Annotated in this window: 7 protein-coding genes and 1 pseudogene; 3 read left to right on the forward strand and 5 right to left on the reverse strand. The window is 48.5% G+C overall.

Features of this window, described 5'->3' with window-relative positions; all coding sequences use genetic code 11:
- A pseudogene (locus tag JKY90_06140) lies at positions 1-138 on the forward strand (IS3 family transposase).
- Positions 139-408: 270 nt separating this feature from the next.
- On the opposite strand, the gene JKY90_06145 reads toward JKY90_06140, so the two are convergent.
- Entirely contained in the window at positions 409-2,070 is a 1,662-nt protein-coding gene (locus JKY90_06145; protein MBL4851844.1) for a cation:proton antiporter, read from the reverse strand.
- Positions 2,071-2,213: 143 nt separating this feature from the next.
- Positions 2,214-3,071, reverse strand: a complete 858-nt coding sequence (gene nadC, locus JKY90_06150) for a carboxylating nicotinate-nucleotide diphosphorylase (GenBank protein ID MBL4851845.1) — start codon at positions 3,069-3,071, stop codon at positions 2,214-2,216.
- A gap of 347 nt (positions 3,072-3,418) precedes the next feature.
- Between nadC and clpB the strand changes: the two genes are divergently transcribed.
- On the forward strand, positions 3,419-6,010 hold the full coding sequence (gene clpB / locus JKY90_06155; GenBank protein ID MBL4851846.1) for an ATP-dependent chaperone ClpB: 2,592 nt from the start codon (positions 3,419-3,421) through the stop codon (positions 6,008-6,010).
- A 30-nt stretch (positions 6,011-6,040) separates the two neighbouring features.
- Here clpB and JKY90_06160 read toward each other — a convergent pair whose 3' ends face one another.
- Both JKY90_06160 and acnA read right to left on the reverse strand, forming a co-directional pair.
- A complete protein-coding gene (locus tag JKY90_06160) occupies positions 6,041-6,349 on the reverse strand; it encodes a PilZ domain-containing protein (GenBank protein ID MBL4851847.1) in 309 nt (102 codons plus the stop codon).
- A gap of 163 nt (positions 6,350-6,512) precedes the next feature.
- Positions 6,513-9,308: an aconitate hydratase AcnA gene (acnA, locus tag JKY90_06165; protein ID MBL4851848.1), complete on the reverse strand. Its 2,796-nt coding sequence runs from the start codon at positions 9,306-9,308 to the stop codon at positions 6,513-6,515.
- A gap of 890 nt (positions 9,309-10,198) precedes the next feature.
- On the opposite strand from acnA, the gene JKY90_06170 reads away from it, so the two are divergent.
- A complete protein-coding gene (locus JKY90_06170) occupies positions 10,199-10,534 on the forward strand; it encodes an HU family DNA-binding protein (GenBank protein ID MBL4851849.1) in 336 nt (111 codons plus the stop codon).
- Positions 10,535-10,694: 160 nt separating this feature from the next.
- Here JKY90_06170 and JKY90_06175 read toward each other — a convergent pair whose 3' ends face one another.
- Entirely contained in the window at positions 10,695-12,059 is a 1,365-nt protein-coding gene (locus JKY90_06175) for a leucyl aminopeptidase family protein (protein MBL4851850.1), read from the reverse strand.
- Between the last annotated feature and the right edge of the window lie 274 nt (positions 12,060-12,333).

The raw sequence follows: 12,333 nt of genomic DNA on the forward strand, positions 1-12,333 counted from the left end.
CGAGCAAAGTATGGCGGTATGGATGCGTCATTAATGGCCAGAATGAAAGAATTAGAAGACGAAAATCGACGCCTCAAAAAAATGTATGCCGAGGAGCGGTTAAAGTCTGAAATCATTCAGGAGGCCATGGCAAAAAAAGAGAAGCAAAGGGGTCTGACCCCTTTAAGAGTTGGTGATCGAGTAGCCCCTTTCAACGACCTGGCGAACTGCTTCGTCTTTGAATTCTGGTGTGTAGCGTTGACCGCTCATATGATTTCCAATACCTGGAGTTGTCTACCGAACCCGGGGCAGTCCAATCAGACCCCTTTGTCTCAATCAATCGTGCATCGTGTAGGGCATTCGCCACTGCCCGCAACAATAAACCTACCATCATCACGGCAGCGGCAATAAAAAGTTCGCTCCGCCTTGTCACGTTATACCTTCATTGCTGTCATCGCCAAACAGTTTGTCAACGGTCTCTGCCGCCGCATCGGCGTAAGGAATCAGCACCCGGTCGGCCCCGGCCTCTTGCAATTGTCGGGCATCACGGGCGCCATGTGCGGTCACCGCCACGCGCCCTTGGTAAGCAAAATTGTGCAAGCCATGCAGTAATGCGAGATTGATACTCTTTTCACGCACGCTGCTAAGCACCCAATTTACTTGCGCGAGCGGCAGAGTGGCTAGAAACTCGGGGTCCTCAGCGTCACCGAAACGCACCGTATAATCGTGTGCTTCTTGTCGATGCAGTAATTCGGGGTCAAAATCCACGCCTAGTACACGATGACCGCGTTGCTGCAATTCGCGTGCAATGGCAGAGCCGAACCGGCCCAGACCGAACAGGACGATGTCGTATCCGCTCTCCTGCGTATTCCGATCCTGGGCCTCTTCCCGATATGCCCGCTGTCGCTCGAACACACCCAGCCAAGGGGCAAACCGCTCATAGAGGGGGTGAGAGTACAGAATCATATAGGTGGAGGCGCTGATGGTGATTAAGCCCACCAGGGTGATAAGACCCATGGTGTCGGTGTCGATATGGCCCAGGCTCAGGCCCAGGGCGCCGAGGATGAGGGAAAATTCGCTGATCTGGGCAACCGTCAAACCGGCCAGAAAACCGGTGCGCTTGCGGTAACCCATCATCCCCAGAATAATCATGACAATTAACGGGTTGCCAATGAGTACGAACAGCGAAAGGATAATGGCCGGCAACACCTGCGCGCCGAGTGTCGCCAGTTCCAGTCCGGCGCCCAAATCGATGAAGAAAAACAACAGCAGAAAATCGCGTAGACTCACCAGACGCGAACCAATGGCCTCACGATAGGGCGTCGAGGCCAACGATACCCCCGCAAGAAAGGCCCCCACCTCTTTGCTGAACCCCAGATGCGCGCCTGCCGCACCCAAGGCCACTGCCCAGGCAATGGCGAACAGTACCAGCAACTCCGGCGAGCGGGCCAGCTGGTGCAGTAGCGGTGTCAGCACATAGCGCATCAACACACCAATGGCGACGATGAACAGGACACCTTTGCCCAATACCGTAATCGCCTCCCGGCCCAAGCCGGTGACATCGCCGGCCTCACCCAGTGCAGCCAGACCAATCATCACTAGCACCACTACAATGTCCTGAACGATTAGGAAACCGATGGCGATGCGCCCGTGCAGCGCGTCTACTTCGCGCTTGTCGGACAGCAGCTTGACAATAATAATGGTGCTGGAAAAGGTCAGCGCCACCGCCACATAAAGCGCTGTCACTGGGCGCATGCCCAGGGCGATGGCGAGGAAATAGCCAACTACTGAGGTGAAAAAGACCTGCCCTAGCCCGGTGGCCAGTGCCACTGGCCCCATGGTGCGGATAATGTGCAGATCCAGCTTGAGACCCACTACGAACAACAGCAGCGCAATACCCAGTTTGGCCAGCAGATCGACCTGATCATTTGCCGACACCCAGCCAAGTACGGACGGCCCTGCCAGGATGCCTACCACGATGAAGGCGACGATCAACGGCTGGCGCAACCGCACAGCGATGGCGCCGATGACGGCTGCCATCAACAGCAACACTGCCATTTCAGTAAAAACGTCGCCAAAAGTCGATACCATGATTTAGCTACTTTATCAAGTTAGAACAGTCAGTGTAGTCTGTAAGGAGTGATAACGTAATTACGGGTTCTTTTTCACTAAAAGGGTTAGCTTAAACCTACCCCTTTATCCACAGTATAAGCCTCACACGAGCAGAAAATTTGTCAACAACCTTCTAAAGCCAGGCGCATTGATAAATCGATGGCAGTGACATGTTTGGTTAAACCGCCTATCGAGATATAGTCGACGCCTGTGAGGGCGATGTCTCTCACTGTATTGAGATCGACGTTGCCTGAAGCCTCTAATTTAACTTCATCGGGTTTTTTAGCCACGGCGGCTTTTAATTGGTCGAGGGTAAAATTATCTAACAATAGGCGTTTGATACCAGCATTGATTGCGCTGTCCATCTCATCGAGGGATTCGACTTCCATTTCAATGGATAGCTCAGAATAGGTTTTCTCTAGTAGCGTTATTGCGTTGTCAATAGAACCTGCGGCAATAAGGTGATTTTCTTTGATTAATATGGCGTCATAGAGGCCAAAGCGATGATTATCACAGCCACCTGTTTTGACGGCATATTTTTGCGCGTATCTCAGGCCGGGGATGGTCTTGCGTGTATCGAGTATCGTCGTAGGCAGGTCGGCTACTTTTTCTGCATAGCGTTTTGCTAGGGTTGCCGTGCCTGATAGTGTTTGTAAAAAATTCAAGGCGCAGCGTTCGCCAGTAATGATGGCGCGTGCAGAGCCATGCAGTTCACACAAAAGGTTGTTTGCGGCAATCTTATCGCCATCGTCAAAATGCCAGGTGATTTTGATATTGTCATCCATCGCGGCAAATACCGCATCAAACCAAGGGCGACCACACAGTACGGCGGGTTCACGGCAGATTAGTTGTGCATGGCACAGTTGAGTCTCTGGAATTAATGCGGCAGTGGCGTCGCCGGGGCCAACGTCTACAGTTAGGGCGAGACGGACATCGAGTGCGATGATCTCGTTAAGCCGCTCTGTGTTAAATGGGTGCATGTCAATGGTCATCTACCAGAATGAAATTATTTATTGAGGGGGGGTTTGTTTTTTTCCTTGAAGACGACTCATAATAACACTATGTTAAATCACTGCTGTCCCGTTAACTCGTTCGTGCAGTATTTCAACTGCCTAATCTGCAGGGTCTGTCCCGTGCTTGACATGGGGGCAGGCTCCGGAATCCAGTGGTTTCAAGCACTTACTGGATGCCGGAACACGTCCGGCATGACGATGTGAGGTTAACGGGGCAGCAGTGATGTTAAATATTATTAGATAAAGATAAATACGTTTTTGACTGCAAATTTACAGTACAGTAATGAGAACGATATGAGGGTCAGGCAATGGCGATGGATAAATTAACCAGTAAGTTTCAAGTCGCGTTGGTTGATGCGCAGAGTTTGGCAGTTGGCCGTGATCATCAATTTATTGAGCCTGCTCATTTAATGATGGCACTGCTTGATCAGCAGGGCGGTACGATTCGCCACGTATTAAGTAATGCTGGAGTCGAGGTCAATAGTCTGCGCTCACATTTGAGCGAATTGATTGATCGCCTGCCGAGTGTTCAGGGCACTGCGGGTGAAGTCCATTTGTCGCAGGACATGGGTCGCTTGTTTAATGTCTGTGACAAGTTGTCGCAAGATCGCAAAGACGCTTATATTTCCAGCGAACTGTTTGTGCTGGCCGCCGTTAATGATAAAAACGAACTGGGTAAATTGCTGCGTGAGGCCGGTGCCAGCAAGGGTTCCTTGGAAAAAGCTATTGACGAGATACGCGGTGGTGAGGCTGTTGACGATCCTAATGCGGAAGAACATCGCCAGGCACTGGAGCGCTATACCGTTGATGTCACTGAGCGTGCGGAGCAGGGCAAGCTTGATCCGGTGATTGGTCGCGATGAAGAGATTCGTCGCACGATCCAGGTGTTGCAACGTCGGACTAAAAATAATCCTGTTTTAATCGGTGAGCCGGGTGTCGGTAAAACGGCGATTGTCGAGGGTTTGGCGCAGCGTATTATCAATGGTGAAGTGCCCGAAGGTTTAAAAGGTAAGCGTTTATTATCCCTGGATATGGGTGCTTTGATTGCCGGGGCAAAATTTCGTGGTGATTTTGAAGAGCGTTTGAAAGCTGTGCTGAACGATCTGTCCAAGCAAGAAGGCCAGGTTATTTTGTTTATCGATGAGCTTCATACCATGGTTGGCGCCGGCAAGGCTGAGGGCTCAATGGATGCCGGTAATATGCTTAAACCGGCGCTGGCGCGTGGCGAATTGCATTGTGTCGGTGCCACCACGTTGAATGAGTACCGTGAAAATATTGAAAAAGACGCTGCCCTTGAGCGTCGTTTTCAAAAAATATTGGTGGATGAGCCGTCTGTTGAAGACACCATTGCGATTTTACGTGGCTTAAAAGAAAAATATGAAGTGCATCATGGTGTCGATATCACCGACCCGGCGTTGGTTGCCGCAGCCACCTTGTCACATCGTTATGTCACAGATCGTAATTTACCCGATAAGGCGATTGACTTGATTGATGAGGCGGCCAGCCGCATTCGTATTGAAATCGATTCAAAACCGGAAGCAATGGACAGGCTGGAGCGGCGTATTATTCAGCTTAAGATCGAACACGAAGCGGTCAGCAAAGAAACAGATGATGCGTCTAAGAAGCGTTTAGCGGCGCTGAAAAGTGAGCTCAGCGAGTTAGAACGACAGTTTGCTGATCTTGATGAAGTGTGGCGTGCAGAAAAAGCGGCGTTGCAGGGTTCACAACAGATTAAAGAAGAATTAGAGCGTGTTCGTCTCGAACTTGAGACGGCACGTCGGGCCGGTGATTTAGCGCGCATGTCTGAATTGCAGTACGGCAAAATCCCTCAGCTTGAGAAGCAGCTTGATAAGGAATCGCAAACCGAGATGGCGGATATGACCTTGTTACGTAATAAGGTCACTGAAGAAGAAATCGCTGAAGTGGTTTCCAAGGTGACGGGTATCCCTGTCAATAAAATGTTTGAAGGTGAGCGCGATAAATTACTCAACATGGAAGCTAGCTTAGGCGAGCGGGTTATTGGCCAAAAAGAAGCTGTTAAAGTCGTGTCAGACGCAATTCGGCGTTCACGTGCGGGTTTGTCAGATCCCAGTCGGCCTAATGGTTCGTTTCTATTTCTTGGCCCGACCGGTGTTGGTAAAACCGAACTGACTAAGGCCTTGGCGCAATTCATGTTTGATAGCGACGATGCCATGGTGCGCATCGATATGTCTGAGTTTATGGAAAAACATGCGGTAGCGCGTTTGGTTGGGGCACCGCCAGGCTATGTCGGCTACGAGGAAGGCGGTTATCTCACGGAGGCAGTGCGACGTCGGCCTTATAGCGTCGTGTTATTGGATGAGGTCGAGAAAGCGCACCCGGATGTGTTCAATATATTATTACAAGTGCTTGATGACGGCCGCCTAACTGATGGTCATGGTCGTACTGTTGATTTTCGTAATACCGTTATTATTATGACGTCGAACTTGGGTTCGGAACTAATCCAAGAGCTCGCTGGCGAAGATAATTATGATGCGATGAAAGCCGCAGTGATGGCTGTTGTCAGTCAGCACTTTAGGCCCGAATTTATTAACCGTATTGATGATACGGTGGTATTTCATCCCCTGGGTCAAGTGCATATTAACGCGATTACCACTATACAACTCAAAGACTTGAGCCAGAGATTGCATGAGCGTGATATGGAAATTCGCTTTTCTAAAACTTTATTAGATAAAGTTGGTGAGGCAGGTTTTGATGTTGTCTACGGCGCGAGACCGTTACGACGTGCGATACAGCAGATGATTGAAAACCCACTGGCGCAGGATATTTTGTCAGGGAAGTTTGGGCCGGGTGACGTGATTGCTGCCGGTTTGGTGGACGACAGCGTAACGTTTACTCGCGTCAGCCAGCGTGCATCGACCGCCTAACTAATTCGGTTTGTAGGTTGTTTTGTCTAATTAGACTTGATCGATGGGCTCGCGGTTCGGGCGTTGGGGCGTGAACTCTAACCCGATATGATAGTTGTCTTTATGTTCTTCGATCCAGCGTACGATAGCAGCAGTTGGCTCGTTTGACGCGCTAACCCCTTCTAGCCATACCGTATCGTTCAGTTGATGTGGCGCGACCACATCCATGCCAACGCCACCGTGGCTTAGGTTTGTCACAGTGCCGCAAAAATGCATGCGATTATGCGCCGTGTCTTCGGTAAAATAAATGGTATCCAGCATGGTATGTTCCCGAGGGTATTGGCGATGTTCTGACGACATATTTTTGACTCCTTCCACTCTCCAACGTTATAAATACATCCTAGCATGTTGCGTGCCGATATCAGTATTTTTGCCATACAGGCGGTATGGCGCTGCCGATAAACGTTATACCGGTAGCGCCATGTACTTTTTAGGGTACGTCTAATTAAGTAATTGGTTATCCCTATTGCAGAGCTTCACGTAATACATACGGCAAAATACCGCCATGGCGGAAATATTCGACCTCATTGGGGGTATCAATACGGGCTATAGCATGGAATTCACGCTGCTTACCGTCACTGGAAGTGACGCTGATTTTAACCTTATCACGATGGTCTAGTGTGGCAATGCCGCTAATAGAGAAGCGATCATCGGCTTTCAGGCCAAGCGTCTCAGCATTTTCGCCATTATTAAACTGTAAAGGTAAGATACCCATACCGATGAGGTTAGAGCGATGAATGCGCTCATAACTTTCAGCAATTACCGCACGTATGCCAAGTAATTTTGGTCCTTTTGCAGCCCAATCACGTGATGAGCCAGTGCCGTATTCTTTGCCAGCAATAACAATGGTAGCCATGCTGAGTTTTTGATATTTACGCGCCGCATCAAAGATTGACATCTGTTTATTGTCCGGGATGAAAAGTGTTTCGCCACCTTCGACGCCAGGCACTAATTTATTGCGCAGACGAATATTGGCAAAGGTGCCGCGCATCATCACTTCATGATTGCCACGGCGCGCACCATAGGAGTTAAAGTCTTCCACTTTGACGCCCTGGTTAATGAGATAGCGCCCGGCAGGGCTGTCAACGGCAATGGATCCGGCTGGCGAAATATGGTCAGTAGTCACCGAATCGCCAACGTGAACAAGAATGTGTGCATCGGCAATATCTTCAAGTGGTGCAGGTGTTACCTCCATATCAGAAAAGAACGGTGGCTCTTTGATATAGGTGCTATTTTTGTCCCAATCGAATAATTCACTGCTAGAGCTGTCGAGTTTTGCCCAATGTTCACTACCTTCAAAGATACTTTTATAGCTTGTCTTAAACTGTTCGGTGGTTACCGCAGTACGAATCAATGCTTCAATCTCTTCTTCGTCTGGCCAAATATCTTTTAAATAAATTAATTCGCCGCTAGGGTCTGCACCGAGTGGGTCTGAGGTCAGGTCGATATTGACATTACCTGCCAACGCATACGCCACGACCAGCGGTGGTGACGCTAGATAGTTAGCACGTACCAAGGCATTAACACGGCCTTCAAAATTACGGTTACCGGATAATACCGCTGCTGCAGCAAGATCGCCTTGCTGAATTGCTTCACTAATGTGCGGCGCGAGGGGGCCACTATTGCCGATACACGTGGTGCAACCGTAGCCGACCAAATGAAAGCCGAGAGCCTCAAGGTAGGGCATGACATTGGCTTCGTTCAAATAATCGGTCACCACTTTTGAGCCCGGCGCGAGACTAGTTTTCACCCAGGGTTTGGTGCGGAGACCCAAGCGCACAGCGTTGCGAGCAATTAATCCGGCAGCTAGCATGACAGAGGGGTTTGATGTATTGGTGCAGCTAGTGATCGCAGCAATGACGACGGAACCGTGACATATATTGTAAGACAGGCCATCTGGCTGTCTGACCGGGACACTTAAACCGAATACATCCATATCCTCATCGGGGTGTGTGTGCGCAAGTTCAGGCGCGACCAGCATAGGTTGGCCACCTTCGTCCAGCCATGAAGTAATGGCTTCTTGTTCGATCCCGGCTTCTTCGCCAAGATGTTCAACCAGCGCATGACGAAATGATTTGCGTACTTGGCTCAGTGGTACCCGATCTTGTGGTCGTGTCGGCCCAGCTAATGCGGGTTCAACGTTGGTCAGGTCAAAGTCTAATTGCTCAGAATATTGCGGTGTTTCGTCTTCAGCGCTATACCAAAACTGCTGGGCCTTAAAGTAGGCTACTGTACGTTCGATTTGGGCTTCGTCACGGCCAGTCAAACGCATATAGTCAGTAGTTTTTTCATCGACCGGAAATAAACCGCAGGTAGCACCATATTCTGGCGCCATATTAGCAATAGTTGCACGGTCAGCAAGGCTTAGTGACGACAAGCCTGGGCCATAAAATTCAACAAACTTGCCGACTACACCATGGGCACGTAGACGCTGGGTAATTGCAAGTACGATATCAGTTGCTGTCGTGCCGGCAGCGGCGCTGCCTAATAAGCGCACACCAACGACTTTAGGTATGAGTAATGAGCTCGGTTGGCCGAGTAGCGCTGCCTCGGCTTCGATACCGCCGACACCCCAGCCTAATATGCCTAGACCATTAATCATGGTGCTGTGTGAATCGGTACCGACCAGGGTGTCTGGATAGATCCACTCCTTATCGCCGTCTTGTCGTGTCATTACGACATGGGCTAGGTATTCCAGATTAACTTGGTGAACAATGCCGCTATCGGGTGGTACGACACGAAAATCGTTGAACGCATTTTGCCCCCAACGGAGGAATTTATAGCGTTCGATATTGCGTTTAAATTCAACCTCAGCATTGGCGGCAAAGGCGTGAGAGCTGCCAAAGTGGTCAACCTGCACCGAGTGATCGATGACCAGGTCAGCAGGTGTGAAGGGGTTAATGACAGCAGGGTCGCCGCCCAAGCGTTGAATAGCATTACGCATAGCAGCGAGGTCGGCAACGGCAGGGACGCCGGTGAAATCTTGTAGCAGTACACGTGCTGGCATAAAAAATATTTCGCTGCTGGTATTGCTATTAGCTTTCCAGTTAGCGAGGGTCTTAATATGATCTTGCGTGACCACTATGCCATCTTCGTGACGCAGCAGGTTTTCAAGCAAGATTTTAATGCAATAAGGCAGGTGGTTGACATTGTCAAACCCTGCTTCAGCCAAGGCTGGTAACGATTGATATTGGTATGTGTTACCAGCCACTTCGAGAGTGCGCTGAGTCGAAAAACTGTTCAGACGTACCTTACTCATGTGTCTCTTCCAATTCCCAAAAAGTTTCTCAATATATAGTATTAAGCCAATAATTTGAATGGCTGATGGGTTTTGAGTGCTGATAAGGCACTATATTCATAGTATAAAAAAATACAAATCGCACTATTGATAGTTTTTATGATGGTTGAGGTGAGTTTATAATTCATATCTGTTCTGCATTAGGGTAATGCGTATTAGATTGGCACATATAGCAGCGAGTGCGCTGCTGTATGTGTAATAGCCAAGTAGCAACTTGGTTTGTCGTTAGCAGCCTAAAGCCTCGCCTAGCCTGCATTGTCCACCAGCATGGAGCCTTTGTTTGATGCTCGCCCTCGCATCAAGTACGGGGCAGGCTCTGCGGGGGGGGATCTTTTTACGCTATGAAGATTGTTGCTAGATAATCCGAGGATGACTCTTAGGCTGCCATCATTTCGCCGTCTGGTGAGCAATATGGACTAATTGCGAGAAACCTTTACAAGGAAACGTTTGTATTCAAGTTTAGTTTAGCAAGCGTTGCTTGACATCACTATGGAACCTTTGCACGAGACAAGTGGCAAAAGAAAAATGAGGGGAAATCGTCCTGATTGAGACTTTAATTCCCGCCAATACGTCCGTCTTGGCAAGTTTTTCACCAACAGTAGGTGCTTTAGGCGACGAAATCAGGGTGAATCCACCATTTTACTTGTTGTGTGCCTCGTGTAAAGGTATCACTATAACGAGCGCATGTATTATTGTTGCAAGAGTTCTATAAACGACAGCTGCGCTTTCATTCGGCGAGACTGATTTAGCAGGAATATCGCTGTTTTGTGTAAATTTTTATTGACTCGGTGCTATAATCGCCGCACCATTTTTATTTTAGACAATCCATAATAAATCCAAGGGGGGAGAAAATGGCCGAACCAAGAATGACAGCAGTAAAAGAGCGTATGACAAAAACTCAAATCATCGCTGAAATATCTGAAGCAACAGGTGTAACAAAAACAGATGTGAAAGCAGTATTGGCTTCATTGGCTGATCAAGCTGAGCGTCATCTTAAGCCACGTGGTTGCGGTGACTTTATCGTGCCTGATGTTGGCGTTAAGTTAAAAGCAGTTAAAAAGCCTGCGACTAAAGCGCGTCCAGGTCGTAACCCGTTCACTGGTGAAGATATCATGATTAAAGCTAAGCCAGCATCAAAGTCTGTTCGTGCAGTGGCGATGAAAGCGGCGAAGTCAATGGCAGGTTAATTTAGTTATTTAGTGTCTCGGGGCTGTTTTGACTTCAGCCCCGATTTCTTTACCACACTATCGTTTTTCCAGTAGTTTCCTCCAGTAATTTTCCTATAAGCAGCGCACCATGCAGCGAACATGGCCAGCTTGCACAGGCTATTTTTCTTGCCACGCTTTTTTATAAGTCGTTTGCGATAAAGCCAAACGCCGCTCTTAGTCCTAATGCTTCGCCGCCTTTGGGTCGGCCTGCACGTTGACGTGTGTTAAAGGCCATGACATCAAAATGCAACCAATCACAGTCTTTGTTGATAAACTCTTGCAGATACAAGGCAGCGGTAATAGCGCCACCGTAACCAGTTCCTGCTGAGTTAGTGATGTCCGCAATAGTACTGTTTAGCATTGCACGATAAGGTTTGTGCAAAGGCAGTTGCCATGCAGGGTCTTGTGTGACGTCAGACTGAGCCATTAACTGTGCGGCGATTTCACTGTTATTACTAAAAAAGGCAGCCACTTCAGTACCGACAGCGGCGCGTGCTGCGCCGGTTAGCGTGGCGAAGTCGATAATCAATGTTGGTTTTTCGCTCGCAGCTTCGGTTAATGCATCACACAATACCAAGCGTCCTTCTGCATCGGTGTTATCAATTTCCACTGTTTTTCCGCTGCGCGTAGTAATAATATCGCCAGGGCGAAAGGCATTGTCAGAGATCGCATTTTCAACGGCAGGAATCAGTACACGCAGTCGTACCGGTAATTTTTCTGCCATAATCATCTGGGCAAGTCCCAGCACATGGGCGGCACCCCCCATATCTTTTTTCATCCAGCGCATACCCTTAGCGGATTTCATGTCGAGACCGCCGCTGTCGAAGCACACGCCTTTGCCAATTAGCGTAATTTTTTTATCTTCAGCATTGCCCCATTGCATATCAATTAATCGCGGTGCATGGACACTGGCGCGGCCAACGGCATGGATGGTTGGATAGTTATGTTTGAGCAACTCATCACCAACGATTTGCTTAATACTGGCGCTGTATTTTTTGGCCAATGTTTGTGCTGCAATAGCGATATCTTGCGGCATCATGTCAGACGCTGGCGTGTTGATCATGTCGCGAGCGAGGGTGATGGCTTCAATTTGAGTGCTGATGGCATTTAAATTGAAGCTAGGTGTCTGCGGCGTGAAAAGCCTGACCAAGCACGGGTCATTTTGATTTGATTGGTAACGATTGAATTGATAATGGCCCAAACCCCAGGCCAAAGCTTGCAGCTCGGTAAGCTTATCGACTTGATAATTACCTTCAGGCAGTACTTTAGGTAAGGCAGCGAGATTCCACATATCTTGGTGGTCTGCAACGCCGAGCACAATCTTATTGATAGCGCCATCACGGTCTGGTACGAGGCTAATGCTATTTGGTTTGGCCTTGTAACGAGTATTTTTTAACCAGTTTTTTGTCAACCTATTTTGTTCTGTTAACCAATTACCGTATTCTTCTGCGGTCAGGCAGATGATGGGGGTGCTATGTGTATTTGATGTAAAACAGTCAGTCATAGTGTGTAGTTGCGGATAATAAGTGCCGTGTTTAGGGATGTGGCCAGTTGATATAGCGTGTCATTTTTCTCACTAAAGGGAAATGCATAATGAGCTATTATCAGCGCACTGAAAACGAACGATAACAGATTTATATTATGAATAAAGCAAGCTTACAGGCTTTTATGGTTATCAGGCCAAGTAAAATTTACAATAACGATCTGACATGGTTATTTGTAGTTAATTACTGTGTGGCCCTATAATTTTTTTGCGCGCTAGCAGGCTGTTGAAAAAG

This window comes from Gammaproteobacteria bacterium (assembly GCA_016765075.1).
Taxonomy (GTDB): Bacteria; Pseudomonadota; Gammaproteobacteria.

Bases quoted from the DNA above. Each gene is read 5' to 3' on its own strand.
- JKY90_06160 (MBL4851847.1), bottom strand. From the start codon at position 6,349: ATGTCGTCAGAACATCGCCAATACCCTCGGGAACATACCATGCTGGAT.
- acnA (MBL4851848.1), bottom strand. From the start codon at position 9,308: ATGAGTAAGGTACGTCTGAACAGTTTTTCGACTCAGCGCACTCTCGAA.
- JKY90_06175 (MBL4851850.1), bottom strand. From the start codon at position 12,059: ATGACTGACTGTTTTACATCAAATACACATAGCACCCCCATCATCTGC.
- nadC (MBL4851845.1), bottom strand. From the start codon at position 3,071: ATGCACCCATTTAACACAGAGCGGCTTAACGAGATCATCGCACTCGAT.
- JKY90_06145 (MBL4851844.1), bottom strand. From the start codon at position 2,070: ATGGTATCGACTTTTGGCGACGTTTTTACTGAAATGGCAGTGTTGCTG.
- clpB (MBL4851846.1), top strand. From the start codon at position 3,419: ATGGATAAATTAACCAGTAAGTTTCAAGTCGCGTTGGTTGATGCGCAG.
- JKY90_06170 (MBL4851849.1), top strand. From the start codon at position 10,199: ATGGCCGAACCAAGAATGACAGCAGTAAAAGAGCGTATGACAAAAACT.